Source organism: Agrobacterium sp. LR_9 (assembly GCF_041954855.1).
Taxonomy (GTDB): Bacteria; Pseudomonadota; Alphaproteobacteria; order Rhizobiales; family Rhizobiaceae; genus Agrobacterium; species Agrobacterium leguminum.
In genome coordinates this window covers 360175-376761 of sequence record NZ_JAVAYA010000001.1, presented here as the reverse complement: position 1 = coordinate 376761, position 16587 = coordinate 360175, and the positions used below count along the sequence as shown (strand labels likewise).

At 60.6% G+C, this 16587-nt stretch carries 17 protein-coding genes and 1 tRNA gene; 9 read left to right on the top strand and 9 right to left on the bottom strand.

Annotation, left to right across the window (positions count from 1 at the left end; all coding sequences use genetic code 11):
• Positions 1-8: 8 nt before the first annotated feature.
• The 4 genes from RAC79_RS01855 to RAC79_RS01840 are packed head-to-tail and all read right to left on the bottom strand — an operon-like array spanning position 9 to position 4549.
• Complete coding sequence (locus tag RAC79_RS01855) at positions 9-2276, bottom strand: chemotaxis protein CheA (RefSeq protein ID WP_174038789.1); 2268 nt, start codon at positions 2274-2276, stop codon at positions 9-11.
• Positions 2277-2292: 16 nt separating this feature from the next.
• A complete protein-coding gene (gene cheY1 / locus RAC79_RS01850; protein ID WP_003493773.1) occupies positions 2293-2658 on the bottom strand; it encodes a chemotaxis response regulator CheY1 in 366 nt (121 codons plus the stop codon).
• Positions 2655-2954, bottom strand: coding sequence for an STAS domain-containing protein (locus RAC79_RS01845; protein ID WP_003503483.1), 300 nt, complete (start codon positions 2952-2954; stop codon positions 2655-2657). Before RAC79_RS01845 ends, cheY1 begins: the two co-directional genes overlap by 4 nt.
• A complete protein-coding gene (locus tag RAC79_RS01840; RefSeq protein WP_272872058.1) occupies positions 2954-4549 on the bottom strand; it encodes a globin-coupled sensor protein in 1596 nt (531 codons plus the stop codon). The genes RAC79_RS01845 and RAC79_RS01840 overlap by 1 nt, the downstream gene beginning before the upstream one ends.
• A 517-nt stretch (positions 4550-5066) precedes the next feature.
• On the opposite strand from RAC79_RS01840, the gene RAC79_RS01835 reads away from it, so the two are divergent.
• The 7 genes from RAC79_RS01835 to mnhG all read left to right on the top strand — a co-directional run bounded on the left by RAC79_RS01835 (position 5067) and on the right by mnhG (position 11551).
• The gene (locus tag RAC79_RS01835; RefSeq protein WP_065654481.1) at positions 5067-5444 is read left to right on the top strand and encodes a hypothetical protein; all 378 of its coding nucleotides are present in this window, start codon (positions 5067-5069) and stop codon (positions 5442-5444) included.
• 106 nt (positions 5445-5550) lie between these two features.
• Complete coding sequence (locus RAC79_RS01830) at positions 5551-8469, top strand: monovalent cation/H+ antiporter subunit A (RefSeq protein ID WP_142844038.1); 2919 nt, start codon at positions 5551-5553, stop codon at positions 8467-8469.
• Positions 8469-8804, top strand: coding sequence for a Na+/H+ antiporter subunit C (locus RAC79_RS01825; protein WP_020810384.1), 336 nt, complete (start codon positions 8469-8471; stop codon positions 8802-8804). Before RAC79_RS01830 ends, RAC79_RS01825 begins: the two co-directional genes overlap by 1 nt.
• Positions 8801-10447, top strand: a complete 1647-nt coding sequence (locus RAC79_RS01820) for a monovalent cation/H+ antiporter subunit D (RefSeq protein ID WP_035239397.1) — start codon at positions 8801-8803, stop codon at positions 10445-10447. Before RAC79_RS01825 ends, RAC79_RS01820 begins: the two co-directional genes overlap by 4 nt.
• Complete coding sequence (locus RAC79_RS01815; protein ID WP_161987688.1) at positions 10444-10932, top strand: Na+/H+ antiporter subunit E; 489 nt, start codon at positions 10444-10446, stop codon at positions 10930-10932. Before RAC79_RS01820 ends, RAC79_RS01815 begins: the two co-directional genes overlap by 4 nt.
• A complete protein-coding gene (locus RAC79_RS01810) occupies positions 10929-11210 on the top strand; it encodes a K+/H+ antiporter subunit F (protein ID WP_078051276.1) in 282 nt (93 codons plus the stop codon). The genes RAC79_RS01815 and RAC79_RS01810 overlap by 4 nt, the downstream gene beginning before the upstream one ends.
• Complete coding sequence (gene mnhG, locus RAC79_RS01805) at positions 11207-11551, top strand: monovalent cation/H(+) antiporter subunit G (protein ID WP_003522773.1); 345 nt, start codon at positions 11207-11209, stop codon at positions 11549-11551. Before RAC79_RS01810 ends, mnhG begins: the two co-directional genes overlap by 4 nt.
• Before the next feature lie 9 nt (positions 11552-11560).
• Here the strand turns inward: mnhG and RAC79_RS01800 are convergent, their stop codons facing one another.
• Complete coding sequence (locus tag RAC79_RS01800) at positions 11561-11893, bottom strand: helix-turn-helix domain-containing protein (RefSeq protein ID WP_059760526.1); 333 nt, start codon at positions 11891-11893, stop codon at positions 11561-11563.
• 78 nt (positions 11894-11971) lie between these two features.
• Between RAC79_RS01800 and RAC79_RS01795 the strand changes: the two genes are divergently transcribed.
• Together RAC79_RS01795 and RAC79_RS01790 are read left to right on the top strand one after the other, a co-directional pair.
• Positions 11972-12250, top strand: coding sequence for a hypothetical protein (locus RAC79_RS01795; RefSeq protein ID WP_142844040.1), 279 nt, complete (start codon positions 11972-11974; stop codon positions 12248-12250).
• Positions 12251-12303: 53 nt separating this feature from the next.
• Positions 12304-12564 (top strand): helix-turn-helix domain-containing protein, encoded by a 261-nt coding sequence (locus RAC79_RS01790; RefSeq protein WP_142844041.1) that lies wholly within the window; start codon positions 12304-12306, stop codon positions 12562-12564.
• Here the strand turns inward: RAC79_RS01790 and RAC79_RS01785 are convergent, their stop codons facing one another.
• The 4 genes from RAC79_RS01785 to RAC79_RS01770 all read right to left on the bottom strand — a co-directional run bounded on the left by RAC79_RS01785 (position 12565) and on the right by RAC79_RS01770 (position 16427).
• The gene (locus RAC79_RS01785) at positions 12565-13155 is read right to left on the bottom strand and encodes an alpha-ketoglutarate-dependent dioxygenase AlkB (protein WP_142844042.1); all 591 of its coding nucleotides are present in this window, start codon (positions 13153-13155) and stop codon (positions 12565-12567) included.
• A 160-nt stretch (positions 13156-13315) separates the two neighbouring features.
• A tRNA-Phe gene (locus tag RAC79_RS01780) sits at positions 13316-13391 on the bottom strand.
• A gap of 239 nt (positions 13392-13630) precedes the next feature.
• Positions 13631-14056: a hypothetical protein gene (locus RAC79_RS01775; protein WP_003522779.1), complete on the bottom strand. Its 426-nt coding sequence runs from the start codon at positions 14054-14056 to the stop codon at positions 13631-13633.
• Between the two features lie 154 nt (positions 14057-14210).
• Positions 14211-16427 carry a 3-hydroxyacyl-CoA dehydrogenase NAD-binding domain-containing protein gene (locus RAC79_RS01770; protein ID WP_142844043.1) on the bottom strand — a complete coding sequence of 739 codons (2217 nt, stop codon included), beginning with the start codon at positions 16425-16427 and terminating at the stop codon, positions 14211-14213.
• Positions 16428-16587: the final 160 nt, after the last annotated feature.

The window sequence follows — 16587 nt, the reverse complement described above, 5'->3', positions numbered from 1 at the left end:
ATCCGCTCTCAACCCGTCGCCGCAAGCGACATTTCCTGCTTCAGGGGCTGTCCGCGCGAGGCGCTGACGATGGCATCGACATCCAGGATGAGCGCGACACGTCCGTCACCGAGAATGGTGGCGGCGGCAATGCCCGGAACATGGGTATAGTTGGCTTCCAACGACTTGATGACAACCTGGCGCTGGCCCTGGATCGCATCCACCATCAGGGCGCGCTGGCCGCCGCCTTCCGATTCCACCAGAAGGGCGACACCTTCGACCGGATCGGCCTGGGTCGGGCGGAAGTTCAGCACGCGACCGACATCGACCAGCGGGCAGAAGGAGTTGCGGATGGAGATCAGCCGCTGGTTCGCGCCGAAGGAATGAATGTTCTTCGCTTCCGGCTGCAGGGTTTCGACGATTGCCGTCAGCGGCACCACCAGCGTCTGGCCGGCAACGGTCACCACCATGCCGTCAAGAACGGCGAGCGTCAGCGGCAGGCTCATGGTGAAGGTCGAGCCATGGCCGGGGCGCGAGGAGATGCTGATACGGCCGCCAAGCGCCTGAATGGAGCGTTTGACCACATCCATGCCAACGCCGCGGCCGGAAATGTCGGAAATCTTGTCGGCGGTGGAGAAGCCCGGCGCAAAGATCAGATTGTCGATCTCTTCATCCGTCAGGTTCGCATCGGCGGCGATGAGGTCGTTGTCGATTGCCTTCTGGCGAACGCGCTCGCGGTTGATGCCCGCGCCATCGTCCTGAAGCTCGATCAGGATACGGCCCGAACGGTGCTTCGCCGAAAGCTTGATGGTGCCTTCCGGGTTTTTGCCCGCCGCTTCGCGTTTTTCCGGCGTTTCGATGCCGTGGTCGACGGCGTTTCGGATCATATGTGTCAGGGGTTCGGCCAGCTTGTCGATGACCGTCTTGTCGACTTCCGTGTTCTCACCTTCGGTGACGAGGCGGATCTGCTTGCCGATCATGTCGGCGACTTCGCGGACGATACGGGACATGCGCTGGAAGACGGGCTTCACCGGCTGCGCGCGGATCGCCATGACGCTATCCTGGATTTCGCGCGTCAGCTGCTGCAGCTCGTCCAGACCCATATTGACGGCGGACGTGCCGCTCGCATCGTTTTCGATGACGCTCTGCGACAGCATCGCCTGATTGATGACGAGTTCGCCGACGAGGTTGATCAGGCGGTCGACACGGTCGAGGTCGACGCGGATGGTCTGGCCGGCGCTGGCATTGGCGGCAGCGTTGGCGTTCGCCTGGGCTGCGGCAGGCGCTGCCGCCGCTTCACGCTTTTCGATTGCCGCATTGACGCTCTGGGCGATCTGCGTCGTCGCAACGGCCGTTTCGACGACTGCGGCAACGTAGGACGCTTCAGCCGTGGCGGTTTCAACAGCGGGCTGCTCTTCCGGTCCGCTATCGAGGGCCGAAAGATCGAACGGCACCGGGATCATCGGAAGCTCTTCCGTGTCGTTTGCGGCATCCGAAACAACCGGCACGATTTCCAGATCGCAATCCCATTCGGCAAATTCGAAGACGCTGCGGATGCCCTCTTCGCCCTTGTCGGTCGCAATCGAAACCGTCCAGGAAAGATAGGATGCTTCAGGATCGAGCTTGTCGAGCGAAGGCAGATCCGACATGTCGCAATTGATGCTCATATCGCCGATGCGCGAAAGATCGCGCAGGAGAAGTGCCGCCTCGTTGCCTTTCGAATAAAGCGACGCATGCGGCTTGAAGGTGATCTGGAAGGACGGCGCTTCCATCAGCGGTGTGGTTTCGTCGGCAAAGTCCGTGAAGGAGAACGGGATCGGCTCGAAACCGCTCTCATCCGTCGGCTTGGGTGCGACGGGTTGCGGCGCCTTGACGGCGGCCGGCGCTGCCACAGGCGCGGAAACCTGCACGGTTTCGCCGTTTGCCAGCGCTTCCAGTTCCTTGACGAGGCCGCGGGTGCGGCTTTCATCGACGCTGCCGCCGTCTCTTGCCGCATTGGTCAGGTCCGCCAGCACGTCGGCGGAGCGCAGCATGACTTTCAGAACATCCTGTGTCGGCTCCAGCTTGTTGGAGCGGACGCAGTCGAGGGTCGTTTCAAAAACGTGGGCGAAGGCCACGAGATCATCGAGACCGAAGGCACCCGCCCCGCCCTTGATGGAATGAACGGCACGGAAAACGGCGTTGACGGTTTCCGGATCGCGGTCGCCGTCATTCAATTTAAGAAGCCCCGATTCCAGTTCCGCGAGCTGCTCCTCGCACTCCTGGAAAAAGATTTCCTTGATTTCGTTCATATCCATCGTGAAATGTCCCGTATCAGGCGGTTACGCGTTCAATGGCATCGATGAGTTTCGCAGGGTCGAACGGTTTGACGATCCAGCCCGTCGCACCGGCCTGACGGGCGCGGTTCTTCTTCTCTGCGTCGCTTTCGGTCGTCAGGACGAGGATCGGGATCGCACGATACTTTTCGTTGCGCCGTACACCCTCGATGAAGCCGAAACCATCGAGACGGGGCATGTTGATGTCCGTCACGATAACATCCGGGTTGCTCTGCTCGAGCACTTCGAGGCCCTCGATGCCGTCTTCAGCCTGAATGGTTTCGAAACCGGCATTGTTGAGCGTGACCAGGAGCATGTTCCTGATCGTCCGGGAATCATCCACGGTAAGAACTTTTTTCTTCACTTTTGCATCTCCTTGGGGAGCAAATGGTCAATATCGACGCCTATCAGTTTCATCGTCTTGTCGAATGCATCGGAAACCCTGGCAAAACCGAAGGGCTTGCCATCCTCTTCCCAGGATTTCGCGCCGGCCATTAGGACCTGGGCGCAAAGCGCACCGATACGCTCCACCTCGGAGGCATCTACCGACAAAGGTGCTCCCCTCAACGTCATCAGCTTGCCGTGCAGGGCCGATGCTTCGTTGAGATCCAGCACCGGTGACAGTTTCAGCGTCGCCTCAGCTGCTTTTCTGGCTGCCATTACATGACTCCCTGACGTCTGAATTGTTGGTAATCCTGGCCGTAATCCGTGCGATTATCCGCACGGGCCATAAATGAAGTGTCCTGTCGGTCCGCACCGGACGCCGCTCTCGCCTGTACCTGACGGGCAACGCGGAATTCGCGGATGGTGCGGCCGAGTTCGAGAATGACGGTTTGAAGCGCATCGGCCTCGGAGGCGCTCGCGCTGATATCGACGGCGTTCCGGCCGGCCTGCCTTTGCTGCTCGCCGATATCGGCGGCAACCGATTGCAGTTCGCCAGCCTGCTCGGCCGTATGCCGGGAGACTTCCGCGATCATGTCGTTGATGCCAGAGACCTGCCGGACGACACCGCCGATTGCGTCCTGCGTGCGGTTGACCATGCGCACGCCGCCCTCAACCTGCGTCTTGGTGGTGCCGACAAGGCTCTTGATCTCCCTTGCAGCGTCGGCGGAACGCTGGGCGAGCGCCCGCACCTCCTGCGCGACGACAGCGAAACCACGTCCGCTTTCACCCGCGCGCGCCGCCTCGATGCCGGCATTGAGAGCGAGAAGGTTGGTCTGAAAAGCGATCTCGTCAATCGTGCCGATGATCCTGCCGATCTGTTCGGCGGATTGTTCGATATCCGACATGGCGTCAATCGCCTCGCCGATAGCCTTGCCGCTTTCGACCGCCGCCTCGCGGGCGCGGGAAACAGCCGTTTCCGTAGCCGATATGCGCGCGCCGTTTTCCGCAACGTTCCCGATCATCGTCTGGATGGCGCGTGAGGTTTCGGCAAGGGCTTCGGCCTGCTGGCGGGAGCGCTCGGCCATGGAGCGGCCCATATCGGCAAACCGCGCGCCGAGCCCCTCGGCCTCGCCGATGCTGTTTTGCGCCGCGATCAGCGATGCACCGATCGTTTCCAGGGCCGTGTTGAAGGAAGCCGCAACATCGCGATAGGCTTCCGGCACTTCGCCGCCGATGCGGGCCTGCAAATCGCCTGCGGCAAAGGCCGTCAGCGCTGTGCCCAGCAACTTCGCCGCTTCGGAGCGGTCATTGTCGCGCTGTTCCGCCAGTTCGCGGCCATGGCGCAGGCGCAATTCGTTGAAGCGCAGCGAGACAGCGATTTCGGTATCGACCATCACCAGACGGACGACATTCTTGACGGCTTCCGCCAGTTCACGGGTTTTCTTGCGGTTGCCGGGCAGGATGGAGCGCGGCGCGTGTTCGGCCACCAGCCCGCCGACGAGATGTTCCAGAACCACCGCGTGGCTGGCGATCTGCCAGCGCGGATCGAGCCCCATGCGGCTGGCATTGTCGGAAAGAACCTTCACCCGCTCGGCATAGAGCGCGTCGAAACGCGCATCGGTCAGAACGCTCCAATGCGAGGATTGCAGATCGTGCAGCCGGTCGAGCTGGTTTTCGCTTTCGAAAGACGGAGAACAGTCCGGCATAGACTGGAAACGGGTCATCACGTCCCGCAGGCCGGCCTTGACGTAAGGCTCCAGCATGCTGCGATAGCTGCGCAGGAAATCGGATTGCGTCTCGTCGAGGCCGGCAAAACGCAACCGTCCCGCCAGGCTTCCGCCTGCCGATCTGCGCGCTTGATCTGATGGCAAATCCTGCCCCAACCGACGTCCCCAACAACATGACGGCCGGTAAAACCCGGCCAAATTGGCCAAGGTTCAGAACGCCAGCACCCTAAGGGGATTTTTGAACGAACATACCCATCGCGGACGATGCGGCATCGACGCTTGCCAGACCTTCTTGAACCAAGAAACGAAAATACCGGATCGGCACCGGTACGGCAGTGCGGCGTCATGCCTGGAAGGGGAGAGAACCCCATTCCGCCGTGGAAATACCATCAATCTTTATGGTTAATTCCTTGCTTGAAAGTTAAGAAACACAGGCGTCGGCGTCAAACGGTAAAATTTGTAAAAGCTTTTAGCCAATGCCGCCCTCACTTTGCCGCAAACGGGCAAAAACGAAAAGGAATCGGACGGTGCGGGCGGTTTTTCCCGCATGCGCGCTGGACAAGCATGTCCGGCTTCCCCTAAAACAAATCAACAGGATATTCGCTCAACGGTGATGCTTTAAAGAGACCTTTACGATCAAGGAGACGCCAACTTGCCATGGATGGAGAAAAGCCGCAGTTCAAGGCGCCATCCGCAAGTGTTGATCGGTCTCGTGGTCGCGAGCCTGCTGGTCATGATCGGCTTTCAGGCGCCGGCCGGCGTCAAGCCCCTTTCCAAAACCAGCCGTCTCGAACGATTGCAGAGCGTCGATCCTGGCCGTTCCCTTTCTCTTCGCCAAAAGGATTGCGATAGCGGCAATGATTTCGGCTGCAGGACCGGCGATGCCGGTTCAGGCCTTCGCCTGGACGCGTTTGCCTCACCCACGCCAAGCCTCAGGGATAATGCGGACGTCTCGTTCGTTGCTGTTGCCATCGTGCCACAAGCTTTCCGAGACTTTGCCAGCGTGGTTCCACGCGCGCCTCCGCATATTATGTATTAGTCATTCCGGCGGTCCTCATCATTCGGTTCATTGCGAACCTTGAGGGATCGGAGTCGTCGGAAACCCGCCGTAGGCTCCCATTCCAGAGAGAAAACCGCCGCCGCATATGACACTTGCAACCATTCTTCCATTCATTGTCGCATTGCCCTTCGTTGGCGCGCTTCTGACGGCCTTCATGCCGCGCGAGGGTGCGGCCGCCGGTCCCGCCTCCGTTGCGGGCGCAGTCGCCCTTTTCGGCCTTGTCAGCAGCATTTTTCTTTATACGAGCGTCAGCGGCGGCGCGGTTCTCAAGTATGATGTGGAATGGCTGCCCCAGCTCGGCCTGAACTTTACCCTGCGGCTGGACGGATTTGCGTGGATTTTCACGATGCTCATTACCGGCATCGGCCTGCTGGTGGTGCTCTACGCGCGTTATTATATGTCGGCCGAAGACCCGATTCCCCGTTTCTTCGCCTTCCTGCTCGCCTTCATGGGCTCGATGCTTGGCGTGGTGCTCTCCGGCAACGTCATCCTGCTGTCGATCTTCTGGGAAATGACCAGCATCTTTTCGTTCCTGCTGATCGGCTACTGGCATCAGAACGCCGGTGCGCGCGACGGCGCACGCATGGCGCTGACCGTGACCGGCATCGGCGGCTTCAGCCTGCTGGCGGGCCTGCTGATCCTCGGCCATATGGCGGGAAGCTATGATCTCGACAGGATCATCGAGGCGGGTGCGGCTATCCGCGCCCATTCCCTCTACGTGCCCGCGCTCATCCTCATCCTCGGCGGCGCGCTGACCAAGAGCGCGCAGTTTCCGTTCCATTTCTGGCTGCCCAACGCCATGGCGGCGCCTACACCCGTTTCCGCCTATCTGCATTCAGCCACGATGGTGAAGGCCGGGGTTTTCCTGCTTGCGCGGTTCTGGCCCGTGCTGGCGGGCACGCCGGAATGGTTCTGGCTGGTGGGCGCGGCCGGCATCATAACCCTGCTGCTCGGCGCCTATTTCGCCATGTTCCAGCAGGACCTCAAGGGTCTGCTCGCCTATTCCACCATCAGCCATCTCGGCCTCATCACCACGCTGCTCAGCCTCGGCAGCCCGCTTGCGGCAGTGGCGGCCATATTCCACATGGTCAACCACGCCACCTTCAAGGCCTCGCTCTTCATGGCGGCCGGCATCATCGACCATGAGACGGGCACGCGCGACATGCGGCGCTTAAGCGGGCTTTATACCTATATGCCCGCAACCGCGACGCTCGCCATGGCGGCAAGTGCGGCCATGGCCGGCGTGCCGTTGTTCAACGGCTTCCTTTCCAAGGAAATGTTCTTTGCCGAGGCCGTCGAAACCCATGCCGACTCGCTGCTGGACCGGGCCCTGCCCTATGTCGCGACGCTGTCGGGCGCATTTGCCGTCGCCTATTCGCTGCGCTTCATCCATACGGTCTTCTTCGGCCCCAAGCCCGTCGATCTGCCGAACCCGCATCCGCACGAGCCGCCGCGCTGGATGCGTTTCCCCATCGAATTCCTCGTCTTCGCCTGCCTGATCGTCGGTATCGTTCCGAGCCTCTCCATCGGCCCGTTCCTGCACTCGGCCGTGCTTTCAGTGCTTGGTGCGCAAACGCCGGTCTACAGCCTGTCGATCTGGCACGGTTTCAACCTGCCGCTGATCATGAGTATCGCGGCGCTGATCGGCGGGGTTACGATCTATGCCCTGCTCGGCGGTTATTTCTCGCGCTGCGACGACGGTCCGCCGGTCTTCCGGCATTTGCGTGGACAGCGCATCTTCGAGCGCATTCTCGTCACCGTGTCCTGGAAATGGGCGCGGTGGCTGGAAAGCACGCTCGGCACGCGGCGTCTGCAGCCGCAGCTGAGGCTTCTTATCCTTGTGGCGCTTCTTGCCGGTTTCTCGCCTCTCTTCCTTTCGGAATTCTCCCTGTCGCTGCCGCGCGTCACGACCTTCGATCCGATCTTCGCCATTCTCTGGCTGATCGGCATGATCGCGGCCATGGGTGCGGCCTGGCAGGCGAAATATCATCGCCTCGCCGCGCTCGTCATGCTCGGCGTCTCGGGCCTCGTCACCTGCCTCACCTTCGTCTGGCTTTCCGCGCCGGATCTGGCCATCACCCAGCTGCTGGTGGAAATCGTCACCACGGTTCTCATCCTGCTCGGCCTCAGATGGCTGCCGAAACGCGTCGAGAAGGTCGACAGCAGCGATGAGCTGCCGGCGCAGCTGCGCCGCGCCCGCGACTTCCTGCTCGCCGCAGGCAGCGGTATCGGCATGTCCGTCATCGCCTATGCCGTGATGACGCTGCCTGTGCCGAACGCGATTGCGACCTATTTCCTCGAACGCGCCTATACCGAAGGCGGCGGCACCAATGTCGTCAACGTCATCCTCGTCGATTTCCGTGGCTTCGATACCTTCGGCGAAATCGCGGTGCTGGCCATCGTGGCGCTCACCGTCTTTGCGCTGCTTCGCCGTTTCCGCCCCGCCCATGAAAGCATCGGGGTGCCGGAACAGCAGCAGATGCAGAACGCCTTCGATGCCGAACGGCCAGACCGCAGCAATGGCGATACGGTCCGCGACTATCTCTATGTGCCGTCCATCGTGATGCAGTGGATGTTCCCGGTCATCATCACCTTCTCGATCTTCCTGTTCATGCGCGGGCACGACCTGCCGGGCGGCGGCTTTGCGGCCGGCATCACCATGGCCATCGGCTTCCTGCTGCAATATCTTGCCGGCGGGGCACGCTGGGCGGAGGACCGCATCCGCATCCTGCCGCTGCGCTGGATGGGTTTCGGCCTTTTGATGGCGGCGGCGACGGGTATTGGCTCCTGGTACTTCGGCTACCCGTTCCTGACCTCTTATTTCCAGTATACGGAGATACCCTATATCGGCAAAATGCCGACGGCATCCGCCCTGCTGTTCGACCTCGGCGTCTTCTCGCTGGTCGTCGGCTCCGTTGTTCTTATCCTGATAGCACTGGCACACCAATCGTTGCGTAACTACCGCGTTCGCACGCCTGAAGCCGCAAAAGCGGAGGACGTGTAATGGAACTCATTCTCGCCATCGGCATCGGCATCATGACCGGCTCCGGCGTCTGGCTGGTGCTGCGCCCGCGCACCTATCAGGTCATCGTCGGACTTTCGCTGCTGTCTTACGCCGTCAACCTCTTCATCTTCGGCGTCGGCGGCATCAAGACCAATGCGCCGCCGGTGCTGGTCAACGGCGTCGACAGCTCCACGCTTGCCGACCCCGTGCCGCAGGCGCTGGTGCTGACGGCCATCGTCATCGGCTTTGCCACCACCGCATTGTTCCTTGTCGTGCTGCTCGCCGCCCGCGGCCTCACCGGCACCGACCATGTGGACGGGAGGGAGACGAAATGATGTCGTTCCCCTTCCACATCGTCATCGCGCCTATCCTGCTGCCGCTGATTACCGCAGCCCTTCTGCTGTTCTTCGACGAGCGCCAGCGCGTGGCGAAAGCCGCCATCAGCCTCACCTCGACGGTACTGTTGCTGGTGGTCGCCATATTGCTGTTCCGCGAGGTCAACTCGACGGTCAATACCGAGATCGCCGCCGTAGTGTCGAGCGGTGTCTATCTGCTCGGCAACTGGCCGGCGCCCTTCGGCATCGTGCTCGTCGCCGACCGTCTTTCGGGCCTGATGGTGCTATTGACGGCGCTGCTCGCCATTCCATCCTTGATCTATTCGATGGCGAAGTGGCACAGGTCGGGCGCGCATTTCCATTCGCTGTTCCAGATGATGCTGATGGGCGTCAACGGCGCATTCCTGACCGGGGACCTCTTCAACCTCTTCGTCTTCTTCGAAGTGATGCTGGCCGCGTCCTACGGTCTGCTGCTGCATGGTTCCGGCCAGCAGCGCGTCAAGGCCGGGCTGCATTATATCGCCATCAACCTCGTCGCCGCCCTGTTCTTCCTGATCGGCGTCAGCCTCATCTATGGCGTTACCGGCACGCTGAACATGGGCGATCTCGCCCATCGCATCGAGGGGCTCAACCCCGATCAGCGCATGCTCTTGGAAACCGGCTCGGCCATCCTCGGCATCGCCTTTCTGGTCAAGGCCGGCATGTGGCCGCTGAATTTCTGGCTGCCCTCTGCCTATGGCGCGGCGTCGGCCCCGGTGGGCGGGCTCTTCGCCATCATGAGCAAGGTCGGCATTTATGTCATCGCCCGCCTGTCCTTCCTGCTTTTCGGACAGACGGCCGGGGAATCGGCCGGTTTCGGCCATGATGCCCTGCTGGTCGGCGGCATCGCCACCATCATCTTCGGGGCTATCGGCGTTCTGGCGTCGCAGGCGCTGGGGCGGCTGGCCGGCTTTTCGGTTCTCGTCTCGTCGGGAACGCTGCTTGCCGCCATGGGCACCGGCAATCCCACGGTTGCGGCCGGCGCGCTTTATTACATGGTCAGCTCCACCCTCACCATCAGCGCCTTCTTCATGCTGATCGAACTGGTGGAGCGTGGGCAGGATGCCGGCGCGAACGTTCTTGCCGTGACCATGGAGGCCTATGGCGAGGGCGACGAGGAAGAGGAGGAAGAAGAGGTCGGCGTGACCATGCCTGCCACCATGGCGGTGCTCGGCGCCTGTTTTGCCGCCTGCGGCATTCTTCTGGCCGGCCTGCCGCCGCTTTCGGGCTTCATCGCCAAATTCTCGATGCTGACCGCCATTCTCAACCCTTCCGGGCTCGGTGCCAATGACAGCGTGTCCACGCTGTCCTGGTGGCTGGTTTTCCTGATCGTCTTTGCCGGTTTCGCCTCGCTGATCTCGATGACGCGCGCCGGCATCCGCACCTTCTGGGCCTCCATCGAAGGCACTGTGCCGCGCGTGCTCGTCATCGAAATCGCCCCCGTGATGCTGCTGCTCGGCCTGACGCTTGCCATGACCGTGCAGGCAGGACCGGTAATGCGATACATGCAGGAAACGGCGCGTATTCTCGACCTGCCGGCAAGCTATATTCAGGGCGTTATTTCCGCGCCCCGGGCGGGAAGCAACCCGGAGGCAGAGCCATGATAAGCCGTGTCCTGCCCTACCCGCTGCTGACAATCTCGCTGATATTCTTCTGGATTACGATCAACAGCTTTTCGCCGGGGCATCTGCTGCTCGGCACCGGTGTTGCGCTTGTCGCCTCCTGGGCGATGGCGTCGCTCAGGCCCGCCAAGCCGCGCATCCGCAACTGGCACAGGCTCGTGCAACTGATCCTGATCGTGCTTTACGATATCGTCAGGTCCAATCTCTCGGTCGTGAAGATCATCCTGTTCAAGCGCGAGAGAGACCGCAAATCCGGCTTCCTGGCCGTGCCGCTCGATATTCGCGACCCGATGGCGCTTGCGGTGCTGGCGACGATCCTGACCTCGACGCCGGGAAGCGCATGGCTCGAATATAATTCCAGCCAGGGCACGCTGCTGCTTCACGTTCTCGACGATGTGGATGAGGCGGCCTGGATAAGCCTTATCAAGAACCGTTATGAAAAACTGCTGATGGAGATATTCGAATGAGTTCGATTATCCTTTTCTGGTCCTTTTCGCTGGCGCAGTTCATGCTCGCCATCGCCATGGCGATCTCGGTCTATCGCATCGCCATTGGCCCGCGCGCGCAGGACCGCGTGCTGGGCATGGATACGCTTTATGTCAATGCCATGCTGCTTCTTTTGACCTTCGGCCTGCGCACCGGCAATGACATCTATTTCGAGGCATCGCTGCTGATCGCCATCCTCGGCTTCGTCTCCACCGTCGCCCTTTCCAAATTCCTGATGCGCGGCGAGGTGATCGAATGAGCGAGGCGCACGAATTTCCCCTCTGGGCCGCCATTGCCGTGGCCTTCTTCGTCCTGCTCGGCGCCTCGCTGACACTGATCGGCACCATCGGCTTTGCCAGGCTCAACAGCTTCTATGAGCGCCTGCATGCGCCCACACTCGGCACCAGCTGGGGCACCGGCGGCATCGTCATGGCCTCGATCATCTATTTCTCCGTCTCCGGCGACCGCTTCGCCTTCCATGAAATCTTCATCGGTATTTTCATGACGGTGACGACGCCGGTTTCCCTGATGCTGCTGGGACGCGCCGCACTTTATCGGGACCGGGCGGAGCAGAATACGGATAATCGGGAGCATCTTTAGAGCGCCGGGCTACTTTGCCCGGCTGTTCGCCACTGCCTCAATTGCGATGGCCATGACTTCCAGATCGCTTTCCGGCAGTGCATTTGCTGCCGCAGCGATCTTTGCTTTCAGCAGATCATGGCCCGTCAGCGCGGCTGTTTTCTTTTCAAAATCAAGCAATGCGTTCGGAGTGCTATCCAGAACGGTGGCTATCCGAACGAGTGTCGCCAGATCAGGCTCCCTTCGGCCCATGATGTAATTGCCGTAACGACGCTCCGTAAGCCCCGCTCGGCGGGCAACTTCCGCATTAGAGAGACCAAGCTCCTTCGCGCGCTTTTTCAGATTTGCTGCAAATGATTCCATAGGAACAGATTGTTCCTGACAGAAACCACGGGTCTATGTACATTATGGCGTCAACTATCACGTCATTATAGGTAGGCCATGCCGCTCAGCGTCGATTATCTCTATCTCATCGCGGGCTGCAGTTTCGTTCTGGCGGCTTACCTCTGGCTCGAATGGCAGACCCGCATTCGACCCATGCTCTTACCAAGCTCGGAGATTAAACGCCTTGCCGATGACCTGATTGAACGACATGGCGAGCGCGCGGAGGAATTCGCCGCAATGGAAGAAGACCGGGCGTGGCGCTATTCGCGAAGCTTGGAGCAGGGCAAATGGCGGCGTGTGCGCAGAGAACTTGAGTGCCGCGACAATATCCCATAGCAGGATAACTCAGGATCGAACCTCGGCACTGCGATTTTGAGATTTTTCGGCACATGACAAAGTCTATGCATACACCCGAGTATCGGCTTCTTGTTGAGATACTGACCGACACGCGGCGAAAAATGGGGTTAACCCAGCAGCAAGTCGCAGACCGGCTGGGTAAGCCACAGTCCTATGTCGCAAAGGCTGAAGGGGCTGAAAGACGCATAGATGTCGTTGAGTTTGCAAAACTGTCGGCGGCAATGGATCAAGACCCGATAGCGCTTCTCCACCTTTTGCTCGAGCGGATAAAAGAGGAACCCTCTCCTCTCTGATCAAGACTGTTTCGAAGCCATGACCTTGCGAAAAGTGAGGGAAATTCGCCTGTCTCGGGCTTTCCTAACTCCGTTCACGATATCCGATTTGCGAGCCGGAATTTCATGGGTCCAGCCGTAGCGGCCAGCGTCTCTCAGCAAGACGCCGGAGCGAGGTTGAAGTAAGACGCCGCATATGGCTGGTCCGCGCAAATCACGAAAAATCATCTCGCATGTGGATAAAAGGCTTATCGATACGATTCCATCGTCAAAACAGGGCACACAATCGACATGCGCACTGATGCCCTGCCCCGGAAGATATTCGTTCGCGATAACCTGATCGGGCAAATCCCGACAATAACCTGTGGTAACCAATCGCTCCGCGAACACGCCAAGCCATGGCGGCAACGGCCCGATATACGCATCCGCGGTAACAGCGCGCGCCTTATAGTCGTACCGATAACCGAAATGCTGCACGCGGCGCTTCAACTCCGTGCTCCACACACCCGCATCCAGTTTGTCGGCAACGGAGGTCTCCTCCTCTGGAGAGAGAAAGCCGCCAAAATAGACTATGCCGGGCGGTAGAAGAGGTAGGCTTGTGACACGATCCATTTGCGGGCTGCTCTCCAACTGCCTGCAACAAACAGGGTTGGCCTATGGTTACACCGGGCCTATCAAAAGCATAAGATGGCGGTAGCTACTCATCGAAATTTGCCTGCAAATGGACAAGCCGTCCATGCGCACAATTCATCAACAATGCTATTGAGATAAATGGTGCCCGGAGGCGGATTTGAACCACCGACACGCGGATTTTCAATCCGCTGCTCTACCAACTGAGCTATCCGGGCACTTCAGGTCCTTGAAGAACCTCCGCTTTTGGCGGCCGGGGCTGTTTGGTGCCCCGAAAGTGAGCGGGGTTATAACATCTTGTTCGGACATGGCAAGCGCCATCGCGAAGTTTTTTGACAGTTTTTTCACGGCGCCTGTGGATGGTTGAAATCTATGCCCGGCGAAGGCCGGATTGCGGCGGAAAACCCGCTCCTGGTCATCCGCCGGGCCAGCGGACCGTGGCGCGGCGGGGGAAGGCTTACGCTCCCTCGTTGCGCCGTGCGGCAAGGCCAAGCGCAATTGGCACCACGGCCACCAGCGCCGCCATGACGGGCGAGGAGGCGAAGATGCGGCTTGCCAGCGAGGTGACGGCAACGGAGCGCACGACCGTCATCAGGCGCGAATTCTCACGGTCGCGCTCATGCCGGGCGTCGGCGGATTTATGATGCGGCGTGTTGGAGGCGGCTTCCAGCCGTTTGACGTCGCGGCGAATCTTTTCGAGCTGTTTGCGAAGGTCTTCCAACTCCGCCCGCAAGGATGATTCCGCCGGGGCGGCGGCACGCGCCCTTCGGGCAGCAGCGGGTTTTGCAGCCTCCTTCTCCGCGGCCTCTTCGTCCAGTTCGGCCAGATGGTCGTCAAGGTCCGAGGGCTTGTCGAAACCGTGGGATCGCAGTGGTGCTTTCATCGCTGTCTCCTGAGGCGTGCTGAATTGCGGCGGCGGGCGCTTTTGCCCGGTCAGCCTTTTCAACGCCTCAGCCGGGCAAAAGGATGCACGAAAAGCGGGGAGACAGGCATAATAAAACAGGCCCCGAAGGGCCTGTTCAATGTCTCGCGGAGCCTCAGGCCGCCTTGGCGGCGCTGGCATAGGGATCGAAGCGACCGTAAAAGGTCTCACCCTTAGCGGCCATGTCCTTCAGCAGCGGCGTCGGCTTGAAGCGCGGGCCGTAAGTCTCGCTGAGCTTCTCGGCGAGTGCCACGAAGTTCTTCACGCCCATGCCGTCGATGTAGGACAGCGCGCCGCCGGTATAGGGCGCAAAGCCGAAACCGAGGATGGAGCCGACATCCGCTTCACGCGGATCGGTGACGATGCCTTCTTCCACCGTGCGGGCGGCTTCCAGCGCCACGGTGACGAGGAAGCGCTGTTTCAGCACCTCCATATCCACCGCTTCAGGCTTCTGCTGCGGATAAAGGTCCTTCAGGCCGGGCCAGAGGGATTTTTTGGCAGGCTTTGGCGGATAGTCGTAAAAGCCCTTGGCGTTCTTGCGGCCGAAGCGGCCCTCGCCTTCCACCAGCTTTTTCACCAGTTCCATATGGCGCGGATCGACGGCCTTTTCGCCGAGATCAGCGACGGTGGCTTTCAGGATCTTGTAGGAAAGATCGATGGCCACCTCATCGTTCAGCGCCAGCGGGCCGACCGGCATGCCGGCGAATTTCGCGGCGTTTTCGATCATGGCGGCGGGTACGCCTTCGATAAGCATATCGTAGCTTTCCGCCATGTAGCGCAGCACGCAGCGATTGACGAAGAAGCCGCGCGTATCGTTGACCACAATCGGGGTCTTTTTGATCTTCGCCACATAATCCAGCGCGACGGCGAGCGCCTTGTCGCCGGTTTCCTTGCCGAGGATCACTTCCGTCAACATCATCTTCTCGACCGGCGAGAAGAAGTGGATGCCGATGAAATCCGCCGGGCGCTTCGAGTTCTTCGCAAGGCCGGTGATCGGCAAAGTGGAGGTGTTGGAGGCGAAGATCGCGCCCTGCGGCAAGACGGCTTCCACGGCTTCGATGACGGCCTTTTTCACGTCGCGGTCTTCGAAGACGGCCTCGATGACGAGATCGGCATCGGAAAGCGCCTTGTAATCCGCCGTCGGGGTGACGAGGTCGAGCAGGGCCTTGCCCTCCTCCTGCGTCAGCCTGCCCTTGCCGATGGCGGCCTTGACGCTTTCCTCGCAATGGCCCTTGCCCTTGTCGGCGGCTTCCTGATCGCGATCCACCAGCGTGACGGGGATGCCGGCGGCAGCCGTGACATAAGCGACGGCAGCGCCCATGAAGCCCGCGCCGACGACGCCGACCTTCTTGAACTCCGTCTTCGGCTGGCCGGCCGGGCGGCGCGCGCCCTTGCCCAGTTCCTGCATGGAAATGAACAGCGAGCGGATCATGCCGAAGGCTTCCTTCGAGCGAAGGATTTCGGTGAAATAACGCTGCTCCACCTTCAGCGCCGTGTCGAAGGGCAATTGCAGGCCTTCATAGACGCATTTGAGAATGGCGAGTGCTGCCGGATAGTTGCCGGCGCTTTCACGGCGCAGGATTGCCGGTGCTGCGGGCCAGAGCTGGGCTGCGGCGGGCGTCCAGATGCCGCCGCCGGGGGCCTTGAAGCCCTTTTCATCCCAGGGGGCGACCGGTTTCAGGCCGTCCTTGATCATCTGCTTTGCGGTTGCAACCAGCTGATCCGGCTCCACCACCTGATGCACCAGCCCCATGGCCTTGGCGCGCGCGCCGGTCAGCGACTGGCCGGTGGTCATCATCTGCAGCGCCGATTGGGCATCCGTCAGGCGCGGCACGCGCTGGGTGCCGCCGGCGCCGGGGAAAATGCCGACCTTGACTTCGGGCAGGGCGATCTTGAGGTTCTTGGCGCTGGAGGCGACCCGGCCGTGGCAGGCAAGCGAGAGTTCAAACGCGCCGCCCATGCAGGTGCCGTTGATGGCCGAGACCCAGGGCTTGCCATTGGTCTCGATCTTGCGGAACAGGCCCGTCATGCGGCCAACCAGCTCGAACAGCTTTGCCGCCGCCTGATCGGGGTTCTTCGTCTTCTCATCATTATAGAAGGAGAACATCGACTTGATCATCGAAAGATCGGCGCCGCCGGAAAAGGTGCTTTTGCCTGACGTGAAGACAACGCCCTCGACGGCGCTGTCGGCGACGGTGGCATCAACAATCGCTTTCAGCTCGTCCATCACTTCTGACGTGAAGACGTTCATGGATTTTTCCGGCATGTCCCAGGTCACGAGGGCAATACCGTCTGCGTCCGTCTCGATGGTGAAATTGGTATAAGTGCTCATTTGGGATTCCTCTTCCCTCAAATTTACCTGCGGTCACGACAGTCCGAGTGCGAGGCCGACACAACCGACCACAAGAACGAGAAACACGATCAAACCCCAACGCTCTGCCCGGAGCCGCCGGATCTGGACAGGGGAAACAGGGCGGATGGACGCCCTATGA

Excerpts from the sequence above, each read along its gene's own strand:
- RAC79_RS01855 (WP_174038789.1), bottom strand. The coding sequence starts at position 2,276 with ATGGATATGAACGAAATCAAGGAAATCTTTTTCCAGGAGTGCGAGGAG.
- RAC79_RS01845 (WP_003503483.1), bottom strand. The coding sequence starts at position 2,954 with ATGGCAGCCAGAAAAGCAGCTGAGGCGACGCTGAAACTGTCACCGGTG.
- RAC79_RS01835 (WP_065654481.1), top strand. The coding sequence starts at position 5,067 with ATGGAGAAAAGCCGCAGTTCAAGGCGCCATCCGCAAGTGTTGATCGGT.
- RAC79_RS01830 (WP_142844038.1), top strand. The coding sequence starts at position 5,551 with ATGACACTTGCAACCATTCTTCCATTCATTGTCGCATTGCCCTTCGTT.
- RAC79_RS01825 (WP_020810384.1), top strand. The coding sequence starts at position 8,469 with ATGGAACTCATTCTCGCCATCGGCATCGGCATCATGACCGGCTCCGGC.
- RAC79_RS01820 (WP_035239397.1), top strand. The coding sequence starts at position 8,801 with ATGATGTCGTTCCCCTTCCACATCGTCATCGCGCCTATCCTGCTGCCG.
- RAC79_RS01815 (WP_161987688.1), top strand. The coding sequence starts at position 10,444 with ATGATAAGCCGTGTCCTGCCCTACCCGCTGCTGACAATCTCGCTGATA.
- RAC79_RS01810 (WP_078051276.1), top strand. The coding sequence starts at position 10,929 with ATGAGTTCGATTATCCTTTTCTGGTCCTTTTCGCTGGCGCAGTTCATG.
- mnhG (WP_003522773.1), top strand. The coding sequence starts at position 11,207 with ATGAGCGAGGCGCACGAATTTCCCCTCTGGGCCGCCATTGCCGTGGCC.
- RAC79_RS01800 (WP_059760526.1), bottom strand. The coding sequence starts at position 11,893 with ATGGAATCATTTGCAGCAAATCTGAAAAAGCGCGCGAAGGAGCTTGGT.
- RAC79_RS01795 (WP_142844040.1), top strand. The coding sequence starts at position 11,972 with ATGCCGCTCAGCGTCGATTATCTCTATCTCATCGCGGGCTGCAGTTTC.
- RAC79_RS01790 (WP_142844041.1), top strand. The coding sequence starts at position 12,304 with ATGACAAAGTCTATGCATACACCCGAGTATCGGCTTCTTGTTGAGATA.
- RAC79_RS01785 (WP_142844042.1), bottom strand. The coding sequence starts at position 13,155 with ATGGATCGTGTCACAAGCCTACCTCTTCTACCGCCCGGCATAGTCTAT.
- RAC79_RS01775 (WP_003522779.1), bottom strand. The coding sequence starts at position 14,056 with ATGAAAGCACCACTGCGATCCCACGGTTTCGACAAGCCCTCGGACCTT.
- RAC79_RS01770 (WP_142844043.1), bottom strand. The coding sequence starts at position 16,427 with ATGAGCACTTATACCAATTTCACCATCGAGACGGACGCAGACGGTATT.